This is a genomic window from Mameliella sp. CS4 (assembly GCF_019392335.1).
Lineage (GTDB): Bacteria > Pseudomonadota > Alphaproteobacteria > Rhodobacterales > Rhodobacteraceae > Antarctobacter.
In genome coordinates, this window is sequence record NZ_JAHXRQ010000004.1 from 149,303 (window position 1) to 174,011 (window position 24,709).

The 24,709-nt window shown below is 62.9% G+C and carries 22 protein-coding genes, 1 tRNA gene and 1 riboswitch; of the genes, 9 read left to right on the plus strand and 14 right to left on the minus strand.

Features of this window, described 5'->3' with window-relative positions:
* Window positions 1-90 precede the first annotated feature (90 nt).
* Complete coding sequence (locus tag KZZ07_RS07635; protein WP_219513289.1) at window positions 91-717, plus strand: thiamine phosphate synthase; 627 nt, start codon at window positions 91-93, stop codon at window positions 715-717.
* A gap of 157 nt (window positions 718-874) precedes the next feature.
* Here the strand turns inward: KZZ07_RS07635 and olsA are convergent, their stop codons facing one another.
* The 3 genes from olsA to KZZ07_RS07650 form a co-directional block, all read right to left on the minus strand.
* Window positions 875-1,732: a lyso-ornithine lipid O-acyltransferase gene (gene olsA / locus KZZ07_RS07640; RefSeq protein ID WP_219513291.1), complete on the minus strand. Its 858-nt coding sequence runs from the start codon at window positions 1,730-1,732 to the stop codon at window positions 875-877.
* 7 nt (window positions 1,733-1,739) lie between these two features.
* Entirely contained in the window at window positions 1,740-2,498 is a 759-nt protein-coding gene (olsB, locus tag KZZ07_RS07645; protein WP_219513292.1) for an L-ornithine N(alpha)-acyltransferase, read from the minus strand.
* Window positions 2,499-2,618: 120 nt separating this feature from the next.
* Window positions 2,619-2,801 (minus strand): DUF3553 domain-containing protein, encoded by a 183-nt coding sequence (locus KZZ07_RS07650; RefSeq protein ID WP_219513293.1) that lies wholly within the window; start codon window positions 2,799-2,801, stop codon window positions 2,619-2,621.
* 28 nt (window positions 2,802-2,829) lie between these two features.
* Between KZZ07_RS07650 and KZZ07_RS07655 the strand changes: the two genes are divergently transcribed.
* Window positions 2,830-3,435 carry a histidine phosphotransferase family protein gene (locus KZZ07_RS07655; protein ID WP_219513294.1) on the plus strand — a complete coding sequence of 202 codons (606 nt, stop codon included), beginning with the start codon at window positions 2,830-2,832 and terminating at the stop codon, window positions 3,433-3,435.
* A gap of 21 nt (window positions 3,436-3,456) precedes the next feature.
* Here KZZ07_RS07655 and KZZ07_RS07660 read toward each other — a convergent pair whose 3' ends face one another.
* The 7 genes from KZZ07_RS07660 to KZZ07_RS07690 form a co-directional block, all read right to left on the minus strand.
* Window positions 3,457-4,722, minus strand: coding sequence for a glutamate-5-semialdehyde dehydrogenase (locus KZZ07_RS07660; protein ID WP_219513295.1), 1,266 nt, complete (start codon window positions 4,720-4,722; stop codon window positions 3,457-3,459).
* A gap of 72 nt (window positions 4,723-4,794) precedes the next feature.
* Window positions 4,795-5,901 (minus strand): glutamate 5-kinase, encoded by a 1,107-nt coding sequence (gene proB / locus KZZ07_RS07665; protein WP_219513296.1) that lies wholly within the window; start codon window positions 5,899-5,901, stop codon window positions 4,795-4,797.
* Window positions 5,889-6,929, minus strand: coding sequence for a GTPase ObgE (obgE, locus tag KZZ07_RS07670; RefSeq protein ID WP_219513297.1), 1,041 nt, complete (start codon window positions 6,927-6,929; stop codon window positions 5,889-5,891). Before obgE ends, proB begins: the two co-directional genes overlap by 13 nt.
* Before the next feature lie 78 nt (window positions 6,930-7,007).
* Entirely contained in the window at window positions 7,008-7,547 is a 540-nt protein-coding gene (locus tag KZZ07_RS07675; protein ID WP_219513298.1) for a GNAT family N-acetyltransferase, read from the minus strand.
* Window positions 7,548-7,730: 183 nt separating this feature from the next.
* Window positions 7,731-8,000 carry a 50S ribosomal protein L27 gene (gene rpmA, locus KZZ07_RS07680; RefSeq protein WP_219513299.1) on the minus strand — a complete coding sequence of 90 codons (270 nt, stop codon included), beginning with the start codon at window positions 7,998-8,000 and terminating at the stop codon, window positions 7,731-7,733.
* A 21-nt stretch (window positions 8,001-8,021) separates the two neighbouring features.
* Complete coding sequence (locus tag KZZ07_RS07685; RefSeq protein WP_219513300.1) at window positions 8,022-8,609, minus strand: 50S ribosomal protein L21; 588 nt, start codon at window positions 8,607-8,609, stop codon at window positions 8,022-8,024.
* 213 nt (window positions 8,610-8,822) lie between these two features.
* Window positions 8,823-9,677: a DUF2059 domain-containing protein gene (locus tag KZZ07_RS07690; RefSeq protein ID WP_219513301.1), complete on the minus strand. Its 855-nt coding sequence runs from the start codon at window positions 9,675-9,677 to the stop codon at window positions 8,823-8,825.
* 201 nt (window positions 9,678-9,878) lie between these two features.
* On the opposite strand from KZZ07_RS07690, the gene KZZ07_RS07695 reads away from it, so the two are divergent.
* The 6 genes from KZZ07_RS07695 to KZZ07_RS07720 all read left to right on the plus strand — a co-directional run bounded on the left by KZZ07_RS07695 (window position 9,879) and on the right by KZZ07_RS07720 (window position 19,353).
* Window positions 9,879-9,968 (plus strand) — tRNA-Ser (locus KZZ07_RS07695).
* A gap of 395 nt (window positions 9,969-10,363) precedes the next feature.
* Window positions 10,364-10,555 carry a hypothetical protein gene (locus KZZ07_RS07700; RefSeq protein ID WP_219513302.1) on the plus strand — a complete coding sequence of 64 codons (192 nt, stop codon included), beginning with the start codon at window positions 10,364-10,366 and terminating at the stop codon, window positions 10,553-10,555.
* A gap of 908 nt (window positions 10,556-11,463) precedes the next feature.
* On the plus strand, window positions 11,464-13,401 hold the full coding sequence (locus KZZ07_RS07705; RefSeq protein WP_219513303.1) for a GSCFA domain-containing protein: 1,938 nt from the start codon (window positions 11,464-11,466) through the stop codon (window positions 13,399-13,401).
* 200 nt (window positions 13,402-13,601) lie between these two features.
* Entirely contained in the window at window positions 13,602-15,602 is a 2,001-nt protein-coding gene (locus tag KZZ07_RS07710) for a hypothetical protein (RefSeq protein ID WP_219513304.1), read from the plus strand.
* Between the two features lie 433 nt (window positions 15,603-16,035).
* On the plus strand, window positions 16,036-16,614 hold the full coding sequence (locus KZZ07_RS07715) for a LysR family transcriptional regulator (protein WP_255564232.1): 579 nt from the start codon (window positions 16,036-16,038) through the stop codon (window positions 16,612-16,614).
* A 492-nt stretch (window positions 16,615-17,106) separates the two neighbouring features.
* Window positions 17,107-19,353, plus strand: coding sequence for a molybdopterin-dependent oxidoreductase (locus tag KZZ07_RS07720; protein ID WP_219513306.1), 2,247 nt, complete (start codon window positions 17,107-17,109; stop codon window positions 19,351-19,353).
* A 222-nt stretch (window positions 19,354-19,575) separates the two neighbouring features.
* On the opposite strand, the gene KZZ07_RS07725 is transcribed toward KZZ07_RS07720, so the two are convergent.
* Genes KZZ07_RS07725 through KZZ07_RS07740 form a run of 4 tightly spaced genes read right to left on the minus strand, consistent with a single transcriptional unit; the run spans window position 19,576 to window position 22,976 of the window.
* A complete protein-coding gene (locus KZZ07_RS07725) occupies window positions 19,576-20,340 on the minus strand; it encodes an ABC transporter ATP-binding protein (protein WP_370631082.1) in 765 nt (254 codons plus the stop codon).
* Complete coding sequence (locus KZZ07_RS07730) at window positions 20,330-21,337, minus strand: FecCD family ABC transporter permease (protein WP_219513307.1); 1,008 nt, start codon at window positions 21,335-21,337, stop codon at window positions 20,330-20,332. The genes KZZ07_RS07725 and KZZ07_RS07730 overlap by 11 nt, the downstream gene beginning before the upstream one ends.
* On the minus strand, window positions 21,338-22,270 hold the full coding sequence (locus tag KZZ07_RS07735; RefSeq protein ID WP_219513308.1) for an ABC transporter substrate-binding protein: 933 nt from the start codon (window positions 22,268-22,270) through the stop codon (window positions 21,338-21,340).
* Window positions 22,257-22,976: a (2Fe-2S) ferredoxin domain-containing protein gene (locus tag KZZ07_RS07740; protein WP_219513309.1), complete on the minus strand. Its 720-nt coding sequence runs from the start codon at window positions 22,974-22,976 to the stop codon at window positions 22,257-22,259. The genes KZZ07_RS07735 and KZZ07_RS07740 overlap by 14 nt, the downstream gene beginning before the upstream one ends.
* Window positions 22,977-23,067: 91 nt before the next feature.
* Window positions 23,068-23,279, minus strand: a riboswitch (cobalamin riboswitch).
* Window positions 23,280-23,485: 206 nt separating this feature from the next.
* On the opposite strand from KZZ07_RS07740, the gene KZZ07_RS07745 reads away from it, so the two are divergent.
* On the plus strand, window positions 23,486-24,676 hold the full coding sequence (locus KZZ07_RS07745; protein ID WP_219513310.1) for a benzoate/H(+) symporter BenE family transporter: 1,191 nt from the start codon (window positions 23,486-23,488) through the stop codon (window positions 24,674-24,676).
* The last annotated feature ends 33 nt before the right edge of the window (window positions 24,677-24,709 follow it).

Sequence of the window (24,709 nt, forward strand, 5' to 3'; positions counted from 1 at the left end):
CGCCGGGGGCAAGCCTTGCCGGGACGTGAAAAACCCGGGTGCAATGGCGGCAAAGCCGCGTTATGAGGACCTTCGGTTCAGGAGAGCACCATGACGACCCAAGACCCCGATGCCCCGCAGATCTACCTGATCACGCCGCCAGAGTTCGACCTGGGCACATTTCCCGATCGGTTGTCCCGTGTGCTGGACGGGGTCGAGACCGCCTGCCTGCGCCTGAGCCTCGCCACCCGCGACGAGGACCGGCTGATGCGGGCCGCGGATGCCGTGCGTGACGTCGCACACCGGGTCGACGTGGCATTGGTGATCGACACCCATGTCATGCTGGCCGATCGACTGGGCCTCGACGGCGTTCACCTTGTCGACGGCGCCCGTTCGGTGCGCACGGCGCGCAAGACGCTGGGCCCCGATGCCATCGTCGGCGCCTGGTGCCGCCAGTCGCGCCATGACGGCATGACCGCCGGCGAACACGGCGCGGATTACGTTGCCTTCGGCCCGGTCTCCGGCGCCCTGGGTGATGGTGAAGTGGCCGACCACGAGCTTTTCGCCTGGTGGAGCGAAATGATCGAGGTGCCCGTCGTGGCCGAAGGCGGGTTGACGCCCGAGCTTGTCCGCAGCCTCGCCCCGGTCACGGATTTCTTTGCCATCGGCGAGGAAATCTGGCGCGAGGAGGACGCACTCGCCGCGCTCAAGACCCTGCGCGACGCCATGCGAGGCTGACCACCACGCCGAAGGGCCTGTTTCCGGGTGAGTCCGGAAGCCTACCCAACTCTCCGGTGTTCCCGAACAGCCGGGACAGACGCCTCATTCGAGGGGTGGCGGGCGGGCGATGGTCCCTGAATAGGGGCCGAGTCCCGAACGCCCCGCCGAGACGCGTTCACTCTCCGCTCGACAGATCCGGCGGCACTGGCCCGAGTTCCGCCATGTGCCCCTCGCGCACCCGGATCTCCAGCGCATGGGCCAGGCTCTTGCGATTGGGGAAATCATCCACCCGGACCGGCGGATGGTAGTTCAGCACCACCCGGCCCTGTCGCGGCGCCGCCAGGATCTGCAGCAGCGAGGCACCGAATTCCATGTCGCCCCACCAGCCATAGAACCGGGGATGCGCGCCCTCGGGGGGATGATAGACCACGCTCACCGGCTGAACCTGCAATTTGTGGTGCAGCCTTTCGGAATAGAAGGCTGCGAAAAGTGTCGTCTTGAACGGCAGGACCCGCAGCCCGTCGGTCGAGGTGCCCTCGGGGAAGAACAGCAAACGGTGCCCGTTCAGCAGGCGGTCCTCGAAAGCCCGCGCTTGTGCCTGGGCTTCGCGCCGGTCGCGGTTGATGAACAGCGTGCCTGTCGCCCGTGCCAACCACCCGATGCCGGGCCATCCCGCCACCTCGGCCTTGGAGACGAAATAGATGGTCTTGCGGCTGTTCAGGACAAAAATATCGAGCCAGGACGTATGGTTGGCCACGATGGCGCCCGGGCCTTTCATGCGCTGCCCGCGCATTTCGACCGGCAATCCCATGATCAACAGGACGGTGCGACAGACGAACCGGGTGATATGCGGCGTCACGGGCCGCCCAGCCCCGCACAGCGGCCGTTCGACAAGGCGCACGAGCAACAGGATCCCGAGGCATCCAAAAATCACCAGGGCCATGAGCGGTGCCCGCCATGCGATGCGCACCCATCCTGCCGTGCCGATCGGGGGCCAGTCCGGCGGCTCGGCGCCGTTCCAGGTCTGGCTCATGACCGCCTCACGTGGCGCGTTCCTGGGTATAAAGCGCGCGCTGCCGGTCGGTCATCCGTGCGGTGTCCATCACCAGGCAGACATCCACCGTGTTGAAGGAATGATCGACAAAGGCGCCCTCGCCCACGCATCCTCCCAGCCGCAAGTAGGCCTTTATCAGCGCCGGCACCTGCAACATGGCGCGGCGGCGGTCGATCTGGTCTTCGGCCAGCAAGTTCATCGACTGGAAGGCGCGCGCCCTCGGGCGCAGTTCGGGCGGTGCAAGGTGGCGATGGTGCAAGAGCGACAGGGGTTCGGCCAGCTTGTCGACATCCGTACCGTGAAAACTGGCGACACCGAACAGAACCTCGATCCCGTGGTCCAGAACATAACTCGCCAACCCCTGCCAAAGGTGGAACATGGCTGCCCCGCCCCGGTAGTCACGATGCAGGCAGGAGCGGCCCAGCTCCAGCAGGCGGCGGCCGCTGTTGCGCAACGCGGTCAAGTCGTACTCGTCCTCGGAGTAGAACTGCCCGGCCTCGGCGGCCTGATCGTCGCGCAAAAGGCGGTAGACACCGACCACGGCGCCGCCCTTGCTGTCATCGCAGACCAGGAGATGATCGAAAAAGGGATCGAACCGGTCGCGTTCCAGCCGCGCCTCGTGATCGACCAGCGCTCCGTCGCCCCCCAGCTCGGTCACGAAGACCTCGTAGCGCAGGCGTTGAGCCGCGGCGATATCCTCGGCATCTTTCGCCAGCCGGACCGAGAAGGCCTCTGTCACTGTCATCTCTCCCAAGCGCTGCGGTCGGACCTGCCGGACGGTCATAGGCAAGCGGGCCAACGAGTGCAACGCTTGCGGTCATGACCTATCCTTGGTTAACCATTCATCAACCTGTGGCCGACTAGGTTAACCATCATGAACGGGGAGCAACGTGACCCGCTCACTGTCCAGCACGACCTTGCCTTGTTCCCGAAAGTTCACGGTGATGCGGCCTCCGATGTTGGACTGCACCTGCCCTGTGCCCCAGTCGGGCTGATCCGGATGCCGCACCAGCATTCCGGGTTCGAGTAAAGAGTTGAGTTCTTTCATTCCTGTACCCTCCAGATCGGAGTTTGCCATGTCCCAGTCCCAAGCCCAACTCGCGGCCCTCGTCGGATCGCGACTGTGCCACGACCTTATCAGTCCCATCGGCGCCATCCAGAACGGGCTGGAGCTGATCGCCCTTGCCGGGCCCACCGATCTGAGCCCGGAAATGGCGCTGATCCAGGATAGCTGCGAAAGCGCCGCGGCGCGCATCCGCTTCTTTCGTGTCGCCTTTGGTCAGGCCGGTGAACAGCAGATGATGGGCCAAAGAGAGATCGCGTCCACCCTGGCCGCCCTGGGCAAGGGTGGCAGGCTGCAGGTTGACTGGACCCCGCAGGAGGATCTGCCCCGGATCCAGGTCCAACTGGCCTTCCTCGCCTATCTCTGCTGCGAAAGTGCGCTTCCGCATGGCGGCTCCCTGCGTGTCGATCGTGATTCAGCGGGGTGGACAATCCATGCCACCGGCCCGCGCGTCGCCGCTGACCCGCAGCTCTGGGCTCACCTGAACGGCAATGCCCCGTCCGAATGGCCCGGGGCCGACCGCGTACATTTCGTGCTCTTGCCGATCCAGGCCGACGCGGCGGGGCAGAAAGTCTATGCCACCCCGACAACCGAATCCATCACGATCAAGATCGCCTGATCCTGCACAAGCGTGCGGGCCTCAGGCCCGCACCGTTCCGTCACCGGTCACAAGATACTTGAAGCTGGTCAGCTGCTCGGCACCCACAGGGCCGCGCGCGTGCATCTTGCCAGTGGCAATGCCGATTTCCGCGCCCATGCCAAACTCGCCGCCATCGGCGAACTGGGTCGAGGCATTGCGCATCAGGATCGCCGAATCGAGTCTCTCGAAGAAACGTGCGGCTGCCGCGTCATCCTCGGTCAGGATCGCGTCGGTGTGGTTCGAGCCGTACTTGCGGATATGGGCGATGGCGTCATCGATATCGTCGACCACGCGCGCGGCGATGATGCTGTCCAGGTATTCCTGGCCCCAATCCTCTGCCCCGGCAGGCACGGTGCCCGGTATCGTCTGCAACTCGGCATCCGCACGCACTTCGACACCCGCGTCCAGCAGCGCGCGGATCACGCCCTGGCCGATGGTCTCGGCCACGTCGCGGTGGATCAGCAGGCATTCGGCTGCGCCGCAGATCCCCGTACGCCGCGTCTTGGCATTCCGCACGACCGACAGCGCCTTGACCGGATCGGCCTCCTTGTCGATGTAGATATGCACGATGCCCTCGAGATGGGCAAAGACCGGCACCCGCGCCTCGCGCTGAACCAGGCCGACCAGTCCCTTGCCGCCGCGCGGCACGATCACGTCGATGGTGTCGGTCATCTTCAACATCTCGCTGACGGCGGCACGGTCGCGCGTCGGCACCAACTGAATCGCTGCTTCCGGCAGGCCGGCGGCGCGCAGCCCCTCGACCAGGCAAGCATGGATTGCCCCCGAGGAATGAAAACTCTCGGACCCGCCGCGCAAGATCACGGCATTGCCCGCCTTGAGGCAGAGCGCGCCTGCATCCGCCGTCACGTTGGGCCGCGATTCATAGATCACGCCGACCACGCCCAGGGGCGTACGCACGCGCTGGATGTGCAGGCCGGTGGGACGGTCCCATTCCTCCAGCACCTTGCCCACGGGATCCTCCTGTGCCGCGACGGACCGCAGGCTGTCGCAGATCCCCTGAATGCGTGCCTCGTCCAGCATCAGCCGGTCCATCATGGCCTTGCTCAGGCCCTTTTCCTGACCGAAATCTAGGTCGCGGGCATTCGCCTCGATGACCTGCGCGCGCGCCTCCCACAGTTTGTCCGCCGCGATCTCCAGCGCCTTGCGCTTTGCCTCGGCTGGGGCAAAGGCCAACTCCGCGGCGGCGGCACGCGCCTTTTCACCGATGTCCTGCATCAGGGCGGGGATGTTATCGAGATCTTTCATGGGAAGAACCCTCTGGCCAGAAGTGTCTGCGTCTTTACTAGTGAGATCGGTGAGGCGGGTCAAAGAAACCCGTCACACCGCCATGTCGTCGCGGTGGATCAGCACGGCGCGGCCTGGATAGCCCAGGATGCCCTCGATGTCGCGGCTGTGATGGCCGGCAATGGCCGTGGCCTCAGAGGCAGTGTAGCGGGTCAGCCCCTGCCCCAGTGTCAGGCCGTTCACGGTCCGGATCGTCACCGGCTCACCGCGCCCGAAATCGCCTTCGACCGCGCGCAATCCCGCCGGCAGCAGCGATTTGCCCGAGGCCAGCGCCTGCGCCGCGCCCTCGTCGACGCGCAGCGTGCCCTGCGGTTTCATCGCCGCGATCCAGCGTTTGCGCGCGGCATGCGGATCGAGATGCGGTGTGAACAGCGTCGAAGGCGCGCCATCGGTCAGGCGTTTCAGCGGATGCAGCTCGGCCCCGTGCATGATGATCATGGCACAGCCCGAGGCGGTCGCCGTCTTGGCCGCCATGACCTTGGTTTTCATCCCGCCCTTGGACAGACCGGACCCCGCATCGCCCGCCATCGCCTCGATCTGGGGCGTGATTTCGGACACGGTATCAAGCCGTTGCGCCTCGGGATCGCTGTTCGGGTTGCCTGTGTAAAGCCCGTCGACGTCCGACAGCAGCACCAGCAGGTCCGCGCCCACGGTCACGGCCACCTGCGCGGCCAGACGGTCATTGTCGCCATAGCGGATCTCGTCCGTGGCCACGGTGTCGTTTTCGTTCACGATGGGCACGGCGCCAAACCCAAGAAGGGTTTCCAGCGTCGCGCGGGAATTGAGATAGCGACGGCGGTCGGCGCTGTCTTCCAATGTGACCAGCACCTGGGCCGTGGTCAGCCCATGCGGCGCCAGCGCCTCTTGCCAGGCACGGGCCAGGTGGATCTGGCCGACGGCAGCGGCCGCCTGGGATTGTTCCAGCGGCAGCACGCTGGGCGGCAGCCGAAGGATGCCACGGCCAAGCGCGATAGATCCGGACGACACCAGAACCACATCGGCCCCGCGCGCTTTCAGCGCGGCGATATCCTCGGCGATGGCATCCAGCCAGCTGCGGCGCAGATCGCCGGTGACGCGATCCACCAGCAGGGCCGAGCCGATCTTGATGACGACCCGGCGCGCCTCGGTCAGGGCTGCCATGTCCCGTCCTCCTCGGGGTCCGCGGGCCGGTCCGCCGCGCGGCGGGCCTCGACATGCGGACGCAGCGCGCGCAGAACCTCGGTCACGCCTTCGCCCGAGGCCCCGGACATGAGCATGACGTTTTCAGCCCCCACCGCCTCGAGTTCCTCCTTGAGGAATTCGCGTTCCTCGGCATCCAGCGCGTCGATCTTGTTCAGGACGGTCACACGAGGCTTGTCGGACAGACCGGCGCCATAGGCGTCCAGCTCGTTGCAGATGGTCTGGTAATCCTCGATCAGACTGCCCGAGGTGCCATCGACCAGATGCAGCAGAACCGCCGACCGTTCGACATGGCCCAGGAAGATGTCCCCCAGGCCCCGGCCTTCATGCGCGCCCTCGATCAGCCCGGGGATATCGGCCACGACAAATTCGGTATTGTCGACAGAGACGACGCCCAGGTTCGGGTGCAGCGTGGTAAAGGGGTAATCCGCGATCTTTGGCCGGGCGTTGGACGTCGCGGCCAGAAAGGTACTCTTGCCCGCATTGGGCAGACCCAGAAGCCCGACGTCCGCGATCAGTTTCAGCCGCAGCCAAAGCGTCCGTTCAACCCCGTCCTGGCCGGGGTTGGCATTGCGGGGCGCCTGGTTGGTGGCGGTCTTGAACCGCAGGTTACCCCAGCCGCCATTGCCGCCCTTGGCCAGCTGCACGCGCTGGCCCAGCTCCGTCAGGTCGGCGATGACGGTCTCTTCGTCCTCTTCGAGGATTTCGGTGCCCACGGGCACCCGCAACAGGATGTTGTCGCCATCGGCGCCGGTGCGGTTCTGGCCCTTGCCCGCCTGGCCGTTCTGGGCGAACCAGTGCTGCTGATAGCGGAAATCGATCAGCGTGTTCAGCCCGTCCACCGCCTCGGCCCAGACAGAACCGCCGCGGCCGCCGTCGCCCCCGTCCGGCCCGCCGTATTCGATGAATTTTTCACGGCGGAAGCTGACGCACCCGTTCCCGCCGGAACCGGAGCGGATGTAGACCTTGCAGAGATCGAGGAATTTCATGATTGGGGCTTTCGGCGAGAGACAGGCGGCGGTTTACCGGGGTTTCCCCCGGCGCTCAAGCGGGCCTTGCGGGACGCCTCAGGCCAGCTTGCAGATATAGGTCCAGGTTGGCACCTTGGCCTGGCGGGCCACGGAATAGGCCTCGGCATCCCCGATGTATTCGAACCCGCAGTTCACCAGAACACGGGCCGAGGCGGCATTGTCCTGGAAGACGCTGGCAAACATCGTGGCATTGCCCATCGGGTTGGCCTCGACCAGGGCGCGGACCGCCTCGGAGGCCAGACCGGTGTTCCAGAAGGCCGGCGCCACCCAGTACCCCACCTCGGACTGGTTGCGGTCCATCCGCTCCAGCGCGATCACGCCCATCAGTTCTGACCCGCCCACCTTGGTGGCATCCATCGCCCAGACGTCTTCGTGCCTTTCGGCGGCGGTGACACGGGTGACAAAGGCCTCTGCCGCGCCTGGCGGCAGCGGATGCGGGATGGAGGTTGTCATCCGGGCGACCCGTTCATCGCCGGTGTAGAGCTCCATCAAGCCGATGTCGGACCGGCGCACGGGGCGCAGATCGAACCGGTCGGTCCTGACGACGGGCTGGTCGTGAGTTGCATCTAGGCCCATGTGCACTCTCCTCTCGTGCAGCGGACGGGATCGGCTCTGCCTGTTCCTCGCAGGTCAATTTGTCATTGGCGTGACCGATCCGGGGACCCGTCACCGGGCCTGGGAAACAAGCACCCGGAAACAGCGAAGGGGACCGGCGGTGCCGCCGATCCCCTGTCCGTTTCCGTGACACTGATCTCGGCGTTATTCCGCGGCTTCCGCCACCGGCAGGACCGAAATAAAGGTGCGGCCCTTGAGGCCCTTGCGGAAGGTCACGGCGCCTTCGGAGGTTGCAAAGATGGTGTGATCCTTGCCCATGCCCACGCCTTCACCCGGCCAGAACTTGGTGCCGCGCTGACGCACGATGATGTTGCCCGGGATCGCGGCCTGACCGCCGTACAGCTTGACGCCAAGACGGCGTCCGGCAGAGTCGCGACCGTTGCGGGAGGAACCGCCTGCTTTTTTATGTGCCATTCGTTTCTCTCCTTAACTGACTCAGGCCAGGGTCTTGGCCTGTTCGACCCACTCGGGCTTGACCTTGGTGGCCTCGAAGGCCTCGGGGTCAACGGCCGCCAGTTGGGCGAAAGTGGTGATACCGGCTTCGGCCAGTTTCTTGGCTGCGGCGGGTCCGACACCAGTGATCTGGGTCAGGTCGTCGCCGGATTCAACCGCTGCGGGGGCTGCTGCTGCCTTGGGGGCCGCGGCCGGGGCCGCTGCCTTCGGAGCCGAACCGGCGCCCAGGGCGGCCTTGACACCCGTGGCGTCTGCGCCTTCGGCGAGGATCTCGGTCACGCGGACCAGCGTCAGCTTCTGGCGGTGGCCTTTGGTCCGCTGCGAGCTGTGCTTACGGCGGCGCTTCACGAAGTGGATCAGCTTGTCACCCTTGACCTGGTCGATGACCTCGGCCTGCACGGCGGCGCCGGCCACGAAGGGCGCGCCCACGACGGTGGTGTCGCCGCCCAGCATCAGGATGTCGTTGAACTGCACGGTTTCACCCGCGTCTGCGGCCAGCTTTTCCACCCGGAGCGTATCGCCCGACTGGACCTTGTACTGTTTGCCGCCGGTTTTCATCACCGCGAACATGGTGCGTCATTCCTTTTCTGCCGCGTTCTGTGGCCCCGCCCGGGACGTCCCGGTGCCGGCGTTGATGGGGACCCTGCCCCGCCTCGAACAGCGCGTCCTTATGGACGATCATTGAACAAAAACAAAAGGCGGGGCCATAAGCCCCGTCCTGTCGTGCGCGGCTTATGGTCCGCAACACCCGTGGTTGTCAAGGCATTGTTGCGTTGAGCGGCCTCAGAGATCCTGCTGCTGCATCTGCCGCGAGGCCGCCAGCCCCAGCGCGTAGGAAATCTCGTTATACATGTCGTTGAAGCCGGCAAACAACGCGCGGTTCAAGGCCCGTCCCTGCGTGGTTTCGGACAGGGCGATATAGGCCTCCAGTTCGTCGTCCTCTAGCGGTTCGTAGGCCAGCAGCAGATAGGCGAACAGCCATTCGCGCGTGTCTTCGCGGGTTTCCTCTTCTTGGCTCCAGACATCGGCCAGGATATCGCCCTCGGCCATCTGCAGCCCGCCGCCGTCGACCAGCCCGGAATAGAAGCGGAACGAGGCATTCAGCGCACCGGTCACGTTGGTTTCAAGCAGGTCGTTCACAACGACGAAGCGGCGCAGCTGATCCAGGCGCGGGTCTTCGCTGCCCTTGAGATCCAGATAGGCCTGACGCGCGGCCTCTTCGACCTCGTCATCGATCATCGCGCGCCGCGCTTCCAGTTCCAGGGTGATGATCTTCTGCCCCAGGTCAGAGGAGAAAAAGGCGATCAGCGGCGCCGGGTCGCTGTCCTCGATGACTTCGGCAAAGCCCTGGCGGACAATCGTGCGCATCTTTCCGGCATCATAGATCTGCTCCAGCAAGTCCTGCCAGGCGAGGTTGCTGCCACCGGGGATCATCTCTTCGGCAAGTTCCTCCCCGTAGGCCATCCCCTCGACCCGCATCACCTCGATCATGGAGTCGATCTGCAGCGCCTCGACCAGTTCGTCGATCGGTTCGGCCCGCAGCGGCAGCGCCATGCAAAGGCAGGTGAGCCATGCCAGCAACGCCGGGAACAGGCGCCGGGCCGTCACAGCGTTCGAAATCGGGGCGGTTGTGGTCATTCTGTCCTCGCGCGGGTCTGAGCCCTTTCAGTGGTAGAGCAGAGCCGCGCCCACAACAACTGTTGCGCGGGTTGCGGGCGGGATGACGCCGTCACAATCACGACACCCGCGAGGTCTTTCACCGGCATCGGAAAAACTTGTGATTTGGCTGTTGCGCCCCGCTGGCGAATTGGCTAAACGCCCCTCTACCCAGACCCCCGCGGAGAGGTGCCGGAGTGGTCGAACGGGGCGGTCTCGAAAACCGTTGACCCTTCACGGGGTCCCAGGGTTCGAATCCCTGTCTCTCCGCCATAAATCCCTGAACTTAAAAAGAAAAAGCCGCCTCCGGCGGGCGTACCCGCCAAAGCACCACCATCCCAATTGCGCTTGAACGCAAAGCGATGCGCCACGTGGGGGGCTCAATCCTGCCAGCTTTCGGCATAGGAACCGGCGCGGGGAGCATTTTGCTCACATCCACAAAATCGGGTTCGATTGCCGGGCAGTTGAAGTCAGCGCCGGTCCCGGCAGAAAAAATTGATTGTTTTTCAAGATATTTCAGAAACTGCCCTCAAGGGACAAGTAGGCCCAATCTGAGAAGTTGGTTTGTGTCTGGAAGGAACCTCATGACGAGAATATCGTTCGTGCTTCCTCTGATAGCAGCTCCCGTGGCTGCACAGGACTGTGAACCCGTGGAAGAGGCAGCTCGGATGGCAGCCATTTCCGGGCGCGCTGCAATCAAACTTGGTACTGAGATCAGGTCAGCGACCATCAAGGCAGAGCTTGCCTACCCCGAAGCGGCCTCGTTAGGCATGATTACTTTGAAAGTTGAGCGTCTAAAGCGACTGCAGGAAGCGGTGATGAAAGACCTTGTAAAGATTGTCGAAGAAGCAGGCTGCTGAGTGAATCTCTCTTGCTTTGTGACGGTTTGGCTCTGGACCTTCTAAAACTCGCGGCAGGCTTCGCGGCAAAACCGGGCATCTGCGCGCACATAGTCGGGCAGATCGTCACCGCAGCAGCGGCAATACCAGTCCCGCCACATCAGGCGTTTCAGAATGGCAATCGCGCGTGCTTTTCGGTTCCCGCCGTTGCCGGTCCAAAGATACGAATGATAGCTGGCGCGGGGGCGTCGTGGGTCGCTATCGACAATCCAGAAGGCGTGCGGCTCGGGTCCGGGCATCTTGATCCGTTTGATTTATTGCGCACCCAAAGCCGGGTCAGTGCCTTGATATCAAAGGATAGCATGTTCTGACCGAACGCACAGTCACAGCGCAAAGCGGCCCTTGTCGTCAATGCGCGCCGGCCCCAGGGCGGTCAGGCTTTGCAGAAGCGGCTGGACGGAGGCGGCACGGCTCCGTTTGAATTGGCGGGCCACCTGTTCCGAGGAGGTTTCGCCGCGAGCGGATAGGCATTTGTGGCCGCTGATTCTCATCGCTTGATGCACCCCCTATGGCGGGTTGGCTCGGCTTGTCCTCTATCCAGGATCGTTTTTCCTGAGGACGTATCATGCACTTGCCTTGCGAACCTTGTGCTGGGGCATGACACAAGGCCAAGACCTGCTTGCAAACCCTCTGTTCGTGAGGGATCTTGGAAAACACATCTCAATTCCATTGAGTGAAAAAGTGAGGGTGTGCAACATGGTGATGGCTCGACCTTTTTCGCCCGCAAGGATCGCTGAAAATGCAAGCGTCAAGCCTGAACCGGTCACGGTTTCGCCCACGCTCTTTCCAACAGTCATGGGACGATAGCCCGCGCCATAAACCCGCGGGATCCAGATCCTGCCCACGCCCAACCAAATGGATGTTTTTTCGTGAAAATCCTGGCTCTCGCAAACTGCAACGGCTTGGTCATCAAGCAAGTACTTGAGGCCATTGGCCATGAGGTGGATCATATCGTTCCCACCGCACAGACAGCCGAGACCGTTACGGAAGAAGCCATCCAGCGGTACGATGTCATTCTCGCACAGGGGGTCCAGCGCAGACTGCCACAACTCTGGGACAGGGTCTCGGCGCATCCACGTTGCCTGATCTTCCCCTACATCGTTTTCAATGGCTTCACACCGGATCGCCTGGCCATTGTGCCCAGCTCTCACGCCGCGGGAGGCGGGTGGGGCAATATCCCGCGTATCATGGCAACCGCTTGGAAAAGGGGGCTCCCGCAAGCGGAAACCTGCCGGCTCTACAACCCCGAGTTTCTCGACCTGATGGGGTATCGGTCTGAATTCGCAGCGCTCAAACAACTCTTCCTGAAAGACCTGTCCAGGAACATGACCAATCCGGAGGCGCACTTTGCGCATTGGTTCGATCGCGGCGTGTTCTTCTTCACCGGCAATCACCCCAGGTCCTTCGTGGTCGAAGACATACTGAGGTCTGTTCTTGAACCGCTCGAACTCGAGCTGCCCGCCGCCTGCCTCTCGGACCTCCTCCCCGACCCCCTGGCCGCGAATGACCGGATGCCCAGCCTCAACCACCCGATGGCAACCAACCGCCTGGACCGTCCCGACCAAATCTACAAGGTCGGCCCGCGATTGCGCACCTTGCCTGAAATGGTCGCCGGTATCTATCACCGGCTGCAGAAGGCCGGCGACGCAGTGGAAATTCCGCAGCGGGACCTGGAGCGTTTTGACATGGCTCTTCGCGAGTGGTCGGACCGCAAGCCAGAGCCAACAACCAATCCATACACCAAAATTCCGGCGCATCGCTTTTGGTCACGCTCTGTCGCACGACTGTCTCCTGCAGACGTCTCGCCGGGTCACGATCTGACACCCATAATCGATGCCAAGAGTCGGGTCGCCACTGCAGGTAGTTGTTTCGCACAGCATGTGGCCAAGGCGCTCGTCAAGAGTGGCCTGACCTATTACGTTGCCGAGCCTGCGCCCGACGGCATGGACAAAGAAACGGCCGACGCGCGCGGCTATGGTCTCTTCAGCGCCCGGTACGGCAATATCTACTCTACACGCCAATTGAGACAACAGGTCGATCGGGCCTACGGAAGGTTTACCCCGATCGAGACGGCCTGGCGCGTCAAAGACGGCTACATAGATCCGTTTCGCCCCAACATCGGCGAAACATTTGCCTCGGTTGCCGCCGTCGAGACCGCGCGGGAAACGCACATGGCCCATGTCCGCCAGATGCTGGAAACCCTGGATGTTTTCGTTTTCACCCTGGGCCTGACCGAAGGCTGGTTCGATCGTCGCGACGGGGCCGCATTTCCGGTCACGCCAGGCAGCGTCACCTCGGCTGCGAACCCGGCCAATTTCGAGTTTCGGAATCTGGGATACGCCGAGGTCAAAGATGATCTTCTCGCCTTCCTGGCGGCGCTGGAGACAATCAACCCAAAGGCAAAGGTGATTTTCACGGTGTCGCCGGTGCCGCTTATCGCCACCTACTCCGAAGCCGACGCTCTGAGTGCGACCTGCTACAGCAAATCGGTCCTGAGGGCCGCCGCCGAAGACGTTTCGAGGCAGTTCCACAACGTCCAGTACTTCCCGTCGTTCGAGATCATCACAGGCGCCTATAATCGCGGCGCTTATTTCGCACCGGATCTGCGCCAGGTCACGCCAGATGGCGTTGCGCATGTCATGCGGGTGTTTCTCAAGCGCCTTGTGCGGGGCTCTGCAAGCACTGGCGATGATGCGCCTTTGGCGGCTGGAGAGGTTCACACCGCCCGTATGAACGAGATGATAGAAGAGCTTTCTGAACAGAAGGCGATCATTTGCGATGAAGAGTTGCATGAAAAAGACAGGTGACGATTGACTGCTGACCCGGAAAATTCAGGCGACGTCTTCGAAATAGAAAACCAGATCGAGTTCACGTAATGAGTGTCAGAAAAAAGTCGAAAAAAGTTGCCGTAAGGCTACTTGGTCGCCGGAGGATCGATGCGATTTACGATCGTGTATGGAATCGATTTGGCGCCAAGGTTCGACACAGAAACACGCATGATACAGGTATGACACCAAAGACGTCTGAAATGGCCGACGCTAGTGCCGCCGACACCTTGGTATTGTGCGATTTTGGCTGCGTTGGAGCCAGCAGCATTCACGTTCAGACCGACACGAACATGCCTGTACTCCGGGTTGATAAACTGACCGAAGAGTCCGTTTCCGGATTACCCGAAACAGCGAACGGCGTCCCTTTGGGAAAGAGTTCGAAAATTATCGTGTTCCTGTGCGATCCAATCCTGAGAAACTTGCGCTTCTTCGCTTGGCGTTCGCGCCGCTTGGGACTTGACAGAGACGGTCTAGAAACGGCGACCTTCTGTTCCAGCATCCCTCCCAAAAGCTTCCAATATTGGATCGGTTCCCAAGCAATTAACGCACTCGGCATTGATCCTGGCAAAGTGGAAAGGATTCAGAATGGTCTTGCCTTTGCACCTTCCAAATTTGGAGAAGTCTATTTTGTCGCAACGGACACTTTGGGAGACGCCACAAGAAAAGCGTTGTCCGACCGGATAGGATTGAGCGTTTCGCTTTTGGATCAGGCCGGTTTGGATGAGATAGACACTGATGATACTTTCCTGAAACTCGCCGGGGCTGGACTTCCCAAGGACTATGTTCGGCAGGCATTGCACGGCCCATTGATCCGAAAGTTCTACGATGAAGAGCACATCCGGGAGATACGATTGAGATGGGAAGCTTCGATAGAAGTCACTCGGATCAAACGCAATGTACCCCGAGACCGCTTTGGAAACGAGGTTTCGTTTGACCACCCAGCCCCGGACTTGCCGGAGCTCAGGACAATGGAGCTTGAAGGTACTTTCATGCACAAGGAGGGGCGGCCAAATATAGCCATCTCCAAATATTGGTCTATCGAGGCAAGCCACCCTGAAGATTTCTATAATTCGCAAGACTGGCAAAGGCTCAACGACCAGAATTTTGAGAATTGGAAATCGGGCGATAATGATCGGCTCAAAGAATTTCTATTCAAGCCGAATTGCAATGTAGCAATTCACGAGATCGCAGTTCAAGTGAGAGACCTGCAGATCGACAACTACCCGTTCCTCCTTGGGGATGGCTGCCTGTACTTTTCGGGAAACGGCCGAGCGCGTAAGGGAAAGATGTTGCCGGGCCCGTCGGAAGCGCATTGCGCGGCGGTTTCCCTGAGGGAAAGTTCAAGTTTCTACCGCACTGTGGATTTTCCGGACGATCTCCCCCTATTTCTCAGTGAGCAGGAGATCATGTCGATACCGCAACACTTTGCCCGGCATCACCCCCACGAGATCAAACAGGATGATATGGATTCAACCAGGGTCCGGGTGCGCATAAGTTATCGTCCAGCCGCGGAGGATCAGAAGCTGCACAAGTTTATTAGGGTCCCCTATCTGGATCAATATCCGGCGGCGCCACGACTGCTGCCCGAGGGGCGCCCTTGGTATAAAGCCTGGGATGAGCAAGAACCCCTGGTCATTCGTGGGTTCTCGGCCTATTTCTCTCCGCGGCCACCTACCTTGCAAGTCTTGAAAGACGTCAAGATCTTCGCGGTGGACGCCGAGGGCACACCGGTTCCAGGCAAAGAAGTCCGTCTGATGGATCAGACCTGTGGCGGTAATTCAGAGAGCCTGTCACTCGATCCCGGCTTTGTCAGGGGGGATTTGATCGTTGAACATGGTGAAATGCTTTCGGCTAGCGCGACGCTGCTGGATGGAACGCCAACCGCGGATCTGGCCTTTTACATCCTTGTGGAGATACCAAAATCAAGGATGGACGAAGCATTTGGGTCTCCGCTTTATTATTCTCAGGGCAGTGTCAATCTGGATTATCTTCAATCGGACTATCCGAAAGATCGGATCGACTATGTTTCCACCCCTGCGGCTTTTTCGGTTCTCAAGTATGTGGCGACAAGCACAGTGTCCCCTTGGGACAAGAAATTTGGCTTGGCGAATTTGCCCGCAGGTTCCGGCGATCTGCAAGACGTCTACAATGAAGCCTCCAAGCATATATTCGTCGATTAGGGAGAAATAGTCAGCCCTTGGCGGCCCCAATTCGATAGCATGCGCCTATCGTCCAGAGACTCGATGTGGCCCGTCCTGGTGAGCGGATGTCCACCGGCGCAAGCGGTCGCCATCTTCCAGAGCCGTAAGCGCCAAGTCTACATCCGTCTTTCTGCCAATTCCTTGCCGGTCGAGCCGCATCACGTTCCGCGCCGTAAAGGATTGCCAGCCTCGTCCCGGATGTTGCCCACCATAGGCTGCGCGGCCCGGTCCGCTTTTAGCGCCGCCTCATCCGCATAGGCGCGTCGCAAGCCTTTGGCCCTGGTCCTACAACAACGGACGCCCCCGCATGGGCATCGGTGGCATCATCCCCTGCAGTGAAACTGGAAATGGCTGCGTAAGTTCTGTGATCGCGGCCAGGGATGTATGGTCTGGAACTCTGTGTTGCACGGTCATGTTCGCCTGCCTTGATAGGTGCAAATCTTCGATCAGGACGAAGCTGCGAAAATTCGTAGATTTCGGAAAGCTTCGTTCCGTATCTGGAACGAGGGCCGCAAATAGGGACCGGACAACGGACCTCAATCCGGCCCGTTGCCTGGTCCAGGTCGTCGAGAAACAGCGGGACTCGGTCGCCGCGCGAACGCTGGATATTCCCAAGTCGCGTATCAGCCGGCAGGTCAAAAGCCTCGAAGAGGCGCTTGGAGCGCGGTGCCTGAACCAGGATTCAAGACTGATGTCGCTGACGGAGGCCGACGCGGCCGCGTTTCGTCACGCCAAGATAGCGCAGGTATGCATGGAGGCCGCCGAAGCGGCGGTGCGCCGGGACGAGATCGCGCTGGAGGGCACTGTCACCCTGTCCTGTTCGGTCGGAGTCGCGCAGTTTGCGCTCAGCCGTGTTCTGCCGCGTTTCCTTGCCGAAAACCCGCGCGTCCCCCCGCGGCTCCAGGCCTCCGACGGTTTAGCCGACATGATCGGCGACGGCATCGAGCTGGCTATCGGGGACATGTCCGGTTGCTGCCCGACTCCGGGTTGATCCAACGGCGCATCGGGGACGTCCCATCGCACCCCTTCGGCGCCCCAGGGCTGGCGTAACATAGTGGAGACGGGGCATCGGCTGCGGATCTCGACGGCCAACCCGGCCTCGCGCTTGGCTGGCGGCCCCGGAGGCGTAGCCCTGGCGGCCCATGCCTGCGCCGAGAGTTGCCCGGCGTTATGATTGGTGCCGGACGCAGACATAGCCGATTTCACTGATACTGGGCATGCTCAATCTCCATCGCTGCCCACGCAGCCCTTTTTGATCGCGCCCGCCAGCACAGTCCACGCCGGAGCATGTCGAAGAGATCATGCGTTGCGCTTGCCAAGACGGAATACCATCGAATGTGCGGACCTCGTCCGACAAGAAAACAGCATCGAAAGACCGGGTGCAGATGCCCCTGCGGTTATGGCAGAGTATAGGGCAACTGCGCCCACGTCGTGTTAACACGTCCGGGCGGGCAAGAATCCTGCACCTGTATGGAGAAGGCAAATGGCCGACAAATCCGCGCCATCGACAAAGGTAACCTCCAGCCATTGGGGGGCGTTCGAGGTCGATGTGGAGGGTGATCGGATCACCGCAACAAGGGGCTTCTCCGAAGACCCGCATCCCTCGCGGATCCCGGATGTTCTCCCGGCCGCTGTCCATCACAAGACACGCGTCACCCGCCCCTCGTTCCGGCGCGGCTGGCTCGAAACGCGAGAGCGCGGTGGACGTGGCGAGCAGGACTTTGTCGAACTGCCCTGGGATGAAGCGCTCGACATCGCGGCCGCAGAGATTGACCGCATACGCCAGAAACATGGCAACACGGCGATCTTTGGCGGGTCCTATGGCTGGGGCTCGGCCGGGCGTTTCCATCATGCCCAAAGCCAGGTGCACAGGTTTCTGAATTGCATCGGGGGCTATGTCGCGTCCTTCGGCAGCTACTCCACCGGGTGTGCGCAATCCATCATGCCACATGTGCTGGGCGTGGATTTCCTGCAGTTGCTTTACGAGCATCAGGACGGATGGCAGACAATCCACGACCACACCGAGACCTTGGTGATGTTCGGCGGGATCAACCCGAAGAACTCGCAAGTCAGCATGGGCGGCATCACCGAACACCAGACCGCCGGCTGGTTCGACAGGTTTGCGGCCAAAGGCATGCGCTGCGTGAACATCGGACCGCAACGCACAGACGCGCCCGAAGGCTGCGACTGGATGCCTGTCCGCCCCGGATCGGATACCGCTCTGATGCTGGCACTTGCCTGTGTTCTTGAGGAAGAGGGACTTGTCGATCGCGTCTTCCTGGCCAGCCACACGGTGGGCTACGACCGTTTTCGCCCCTACCTGATAGGCGCCACCGATGGCGTGCCCAAGACGCCGGACTGGGCGGCGCCCCTGTGTGGCGTGGCCCCCGAGGCGATCCGCTCTCTCGCGCGGCGCATGGCCACGACCCGCACGCTGATCACCGTGGCCTGGTCCCTCCAGCGTGCCGAACATGGCGAGCAACCCTACTGGATGTCGGTTGTCCTGGCCGCGATGCTTGGCCAGATCGGCCTGCCGGGCGGCGGCGTGGGCTATGGGTACGGCGCGATCGGCGGCGTGGGCAAGTCGCTCATCGGGCTGCGCGGCATGACCTTCCCGCAACTGACCAACCCGGTCGCAGAAACGATCCCGGTGGCGCGCATCGGCGATATGCTCCGCAATCCCGGACAGCCCTACGATTTCGACGGGCAGCGAAAGACCTACCCCGATATCCGGTTGATCTACTGGGCGGGGGGCAATCCCTACCACCATCACCAGGACCTCAACGCCCTGCACGAGGCTTGGCAGCGACCAGAGACGATCATCGTCAACGAGCCGTGGTGGACAGCGACAGCCAAGCGCGCCGACATCGTCTTTCCCGCCACGACCCCCTACGAGCGCGAGGATATCGGCCGCACCAATCTGGACGACTACCTGTTCCATATGCCCCGATTGATCCCGCCCGTGGGTCAGGCACGGGACGACTACGACATCTTCGGCGGTCTTGCGGACCGCTGCGGCGTGGGCGACCAGTTCACGGAAGGTCTGACGTCGGCAGAATGGATCGGAAAGCTCTACGCAGGGTATCGGACCGCAGCGGCAGATACCGGCATCGACGTGCCCGATCTGGAGGCCTTGAAAGAGCGTAACTGGGTCAGGCTTCCCATCCAGGCCGAAGGACCGAACCGTACGTTTTTCGCGCCGTTCCGCGAGGATCCCGATGCCTTCCGGCTGGGCACCCCGTCTGGCCGTATCGAGGTCTTTTCCGAAACGATCGACAGTTTCGGCTACGACGATTGCCCCGGTCATCCGATCTGGTTTCCGCCGTCCGAATGGCTGGGCAGCGCAACCGCGGCGGCGCCCTTGCACCTTGTTTCGCCTCAGCCGGGGGACAAGCTGCACAGCCAGCTTGAGGCCGCGCTTGCCGATGTGGAGGGCGCACGGCCCGAAACACTTGTCATCCACCCGGACGATGCAGCGGCGCGCGACATCAACACGGGCGATCTGCTGCGGGTCTTCAACGCACGTGGCGTCTGCCGGGCAAGGGCATCGGTCTCCAGTGACATCAATCCGGGCGTCGTGGCGCTGCCCACAGGGGCCTGGTTCGGGGACCCGGGCGGCAATATAGATCCTGACGGCAACCCCAACGTGCTGACACTGGATGTGGGAACCTCCCGGCTTGGTCAGGGATGCAGCGCCCATTCCGCATTGGTGCAGGTTGCGCACCTGTAAAGGCTCTGGGCAAGAGCCTTGGCGATCAGGTCCGGATCGTGACTGACCAGCAGGACGGCACTCTCTTTCGTCAGTGCCAGATCGGTCAACAGGCGCATGACCTGCGATGCGTCAGAGGATGTTGCGTCAGAGGATCGAGGCGAAAGGTCGGCTCGTCGGCAAAGAGGAACACCGGGTCCAGCCCGCCGACCAACCGGCGCCCGCCCTCTCCGGTCAACGGGGTCAGATCGGACCGGTGACCTCCAGCGCCTTGCCGCGAAACTCGGCATCCACCCTGTAATGGGTCATCAACATGTCACGGCTCAGCAGCTCCGCAGGGGGCCCGCTGGCCACGATCCTGCCGGACTGCATCAGGTAAACCTTGTGGCAATAGCGCATCGCAAGCGTCAGGTCGTGGAGGCACATCAGCACCGTCCGGCCCCTGCGTCGCACCTCGTCCAGCAGCACCAGTTGATAGTGCAGATCCAGGTGATTGGTCGGTTCGTCTAGAACGTAGACCCGGGGATCGCAGGCCAGGAGTTGCGCGAAATAGCAGCGTTGCAGCTCGCCACCCGAAAGGCGGTCAGCCGATTGGTCCGCCTTGTCGGTCAACCCGACAATCCCAAGCGCCTCGTCCCGGCGGTCCCGGATCTCGCCGCGCTCCAACCCCTGCGCCTCTAGCCCGATTTCCACGATGTCCCGGGGCGTCAATCCGGCCAGCAACCCTGCACTTTGCACCAATGCGCCCAGCAAGTGCGCCCATTCGGCGGGGCTATAGCTGTCCATGTCCCGACCAAAGGCGGTGATCTGCCCAGAGGCCGGCCGGCTGGCGCGGTACAAGGTGCGCAAGAGCGTTGTCTTGCCCGCCCCGTTTGGACCCAGCAAACCGTGGATTTCGCCCGTGGGCACACTCAGCGACGCGTCCCGCACGACCCCCCTGCCCTCGACAGCGACGCTGAGGTTGCGAATGCACAGGGCGGCCTCTTCGCGAATGGGCTCATGCAGCACGACGGATCCCCCGCAGGATAAGGATGAAAGGCGGCGCCGCGAAGAGCGCCAAAAGCACTCCAAGCGGCAGTTCCTCGGGCGCCAGCAGCACCCGGCACAGCAGATCGACCGCGATCAGGACCACTGCGCCCAGGGCCATCGTCAGGGGTAGCAGAACCCGGTGCCGGGCACCGGTCAGCAATCGGGCCATATGCGGCACGATCAGGCCGATGAAGCCGACGATCCCCGCCACCGACACCGCGAGGCCGGTCAAGAGCACCGTCGACAAGAAGATCAGCAGCCGGATGCGCCCGGTGCGAAAGCCAAGCGCCTGCGCCCGTTCCTCACCCAGAAGGGTCGCGTCCAGCGCGTTTGCGTGGCGCAGCGCACCCGCTCCCACCGCGACAAGGCCCAATCCCAGCATCGGCACCTCTTGCCATTGCGTGCCTGCCGCCGTCCCCATCAGCCAGCCCATCGCGCTGCGGGTGGCGTGCGGATCACCGACATAGAGGAAAAAGGCCGTCAGCGACTGGAACATCAGCGATACGGCGACGCCTGCAAGGATCACCACCAGCGGGTCCGGCATCCTGCCGCGTCTCTGCGACAGGCCAATGGTCATGACAAAGGCCAGCGCCGCCCCGAGAAACGCGATCAGAGGCACCCCAAGCCGATCGGTCATACTGGCCGGAAGCCAGATGATCGCGGCCACCGCCGCAGCCGAGGCTCCGGAGGACAGCCCCATCAGATAGGGATCCGCCATCGGATTGCGCAGGGCCGTCTGCATCAACGCCCCTGCCAGCGCCAGCCCGGCCCCGATCAGCCCCACCGCCAGGACACGCGGGATCCGCCACTGCCAGACGATCAGGGACAACCCGCGCGGGGCGGTCTCGTCCCGCATCAGGATGGCCAGCCGGTCTGCCCAGGAGATCTGGGCCGTCCCCCAAAGAACACCGGCCAGGGCGACGGCCACCAGGCACCCCAGGGTCGCGACAAGAAGGATCGGGAACCGGGCCGGCACTTAGTCCAACGCCTTGAGCTGCGCGTTCACACGCTCGACCCCATCGGCGAACCGCATGCCAAGCAGGGTCTCGGAAAAGGGCACAACGACGTAGCGGCCGTTCCGGACCGCCGACAATTCGGCCAGCACCGGATCGTTTTCCAGGTGCGCCCGCTTGTCCGCCGCGGTGGACCAGTCCGCCTCGATCAGCAGGATCACGTCAGGGTCCGCGGCCACGACCCGTTCCCAGGCAAGGTCGATCCAGGTGCCCGACACGTCCGCGCTGATGCTCTGCAACCCGGCGGTGCGGGCCAGCAGCGCCGGACCGCCGCAACAGCCGATGGAATAGGGCGTATCCGTGCCGCTGTCATAGATGAAGGCGGTCCGACCGCCGCCCGCCGGGTCATTCTGCACCGCGTCGATACGTGCCCGCGTTTCGGCGATCAGCACGTCGGCACGATCCGCCACGCCAAAGATGTCGCCGATCACCTCGATGTCGCGCAGGATCGGGGCCTGTGTCAGGGGCACGTCCTTTGGGTGCGCGGCCTTGCAGGAGGCATCGACCAGATAGGTGCCGATGCCCAGGTCATGCCATTGTTGCACGTCCCCCAGATTGTCCTCGGAAAAGGCCGAGCCGAACCCCGCGAACAGGAAGTCCGGTTCTTGCGCCAGCACAACTTCGGCGGCGGGATATTTTTCGGCCAGCACGGGCACGGTGTCATAGGCAGCGCGCCAATGCTCGGGGATCGCGTCGTCCATGTAGGCGGTGCCGACCATGCGGTCCTGCAGGCCAAGCGCAAGCATGACCTCGGTGGCCTGCTGGTTGAGCGTGATTGCCCGGCTGGGCGGCGTGTCATAGGTGAAAGACATGCCGCAGCTTTCGATTGTCACTGGCTCGGCCTGGGCCGCCCCTGCAGCCAGGGCAAGGACGAAACAGAGTTTAAGCGGATTCATGGGTCTCTCCGGTCTTGTGAATCAAAAGATGTCGGGGGGTCGTCCCGGCGCAGATCGCCTGAGAGACGACCGCGCGCACCTCGGCCACGTCGGTCACGCGGTACCAATGGCCTTCGGGGTAATGCACGATCACCGGGCCGGCGTTGCAGGGAAACAGGCAGCCGGTCGTGGTCACGAGACAGGCGGCGCTGACGCCTGCCCGGCCCAGTTCTGCCTTGAGAACCTCGGCCAGATGCGGCGCATCCTTGAGGTGACAGCGCGGACCGGCGCAGACCAGCAGGTGATGGCGAAAGTCCGGCGGAGCATCCCAGCCCTTGCCAAGTTCACCATCCGGCTCCGGGTGGATGCGCGTGGCCGGAACCCGCGCCCGCGCCGCATTGCGGAGGATACGTGTGTCTTCCTCTGCCGGGCGTGCGAAATAGAGTTCGAGAGAGGTGTCACCGCGCCTGTGCAGCCAGCTTGCAGCCGCCCCGGGCAGCCACCGTTCGAGGCTTTGCGAGAACGGCAAGCCGATGGGCCGCAGCTGGATCCGGCTGGCGCCCTCGGCGGCCAGGGAATCCAGAGTCCGCCAGAGGCTTGCGCCCTCCCCTTCGAGACGCAGGGCAACCGCATGACACGTAGCCGCGTCGACCAATGCATCGGCAAGCGTGCGGAACCGGGCGGCGCTGACGTAACTGGCTGAAATCAGGTATACATGTGCATCCATGCCCTGCCCTCGTTAAGAGGAAACAGGCAAGCGCACGGGACTGGACCCTGTGAAACTGTCATCTAATCCTCCTCGGGCCCTCCGCCCGGTTGGTTGCAATCAAGTGATGGCAGGTCTCCTGACTCGCGGGTCAAAGCGCACCGTCCCTTCCCGGATCGTGGTTGATCCAGTGGATTGACGGGTTGCTCGCCGCTTACAGTTGCGGGGGCAGTCGCGGAATTGAGAGAAAACTCTCGCACCGCATTCCCTTTTCAGCCGGCCCGGGATTGACCCGTGCACGGCACCATCGCGGCAACACGTGGCATGGAAAATCGGCTGTGTCCAGAACCACTGCCGCCGGGGCGCAAAAAGTGGCCGACCCCGTTCGATTGTGTCCGACACGAGGTTGGCCGCTGTCAAAAATGTCATTTCGCGGATGAAACGACCTCCATCTCGGAAATGTCCGATCTGGAGGTTCGCGGCATCCTCGGTCAATTAGGGGGCCAAGGCAGTCAGCGGTGGACCCTCTCATGATCAAAGACTTTTCACTTTCGGCACTCAACATGGGGGTGTTGGCCGCCTTCGTCGGCTACGCGGCCTCCTTTGCAATCGTTCTGGCCGGATTGACGGCGATGGGCGCGTCCGACGCCCAGGCTGCCACCGGACTGTTCTTCGCGACCATCGGCATGGGGATCTGCAGCATCTGGTTGCCCATTGTCACCCGCACCCCTGCCGCCGTTGCCTGGTCGACACCGGGGGCCGCCTTCCTGGCGGCAACGGCCATGCTGGCCGGAGGGTTCGGCGAGGCGGTGGGCGCCCTGATCATTTGCGCCGGGCTGATCGTCCTGACAGGGATCGTCCCGGCCCTGGGCCGCGCCGTCGCCGCGATCCCCAAACCGATTGCCAGCGCGCTCCTGGCGGGGGTTCTCCTGAAACTCTGTCTCGCCCCCGCGCTGGCACTCGGGACCCTGCCCCTATTGGTTCTGCCCATCGTCGTGGCCTGGGTGGTGGGCTTGGCCTGGAACCGACTGGCGGCCATGCCCCTGGCCGTGGTCACGTTCGTTCTGGTGCTGGCCCTGGCGGTCGAACCTTCCGGACATCCGGACGCCACCGCTGTCAGCTGGGCACCCGTTCTTGATATCGTGCCGCCCAGCTTTTCCCTGCAATCGGCGATCTCGGTCGCCTTGCCGCTCTACCTGATCACGATGGCCGGGCAGAACATTCCGGGCTTCGCGGTGCTCGAGCTGAACGGTTATGGCGTCAACCGTCCCTCCTTGCTGCGCAGCACCGGGATTGTCAGTCTACTCATTGCCCCCTTTGGCGCGATCCCGGTCAACATGTCGGCCATCACCGCGTCCATGATGGCCGGAGAGGACGCCGGGCGCGACCCGTCCGGCCGGTACTGGGCCGCCGTCGTCTCGGGTATCTGCTATGTGGCGCTGGCGTTTGCCGCGACCGCCGTCACCTCGCTGGCCAGCCTTGCGCCGACAGCGGTGATCACTGCCGTCGCCGGTCTGGCGCTGATCCCGGCCTTTGTCGCCGCGACAACCGCCGCCTTTTCTCGGGCGGACCAGCTGGAGGCCCCTGCCCTGACCTTTCTGATCGCCGGAAGCGGAATGTCCCTGCTGGGGATCAGCGGCGCGTTCTGGGGCGTTCTGGCGGGCGTGGCCATCTGGGGCGCGAAAGCGGTTTTCCAGCGTGAGCAGCCGCCCGGGGCGTGACCCGGGTCACCTTTGCCGAAACTCGCCACCAAA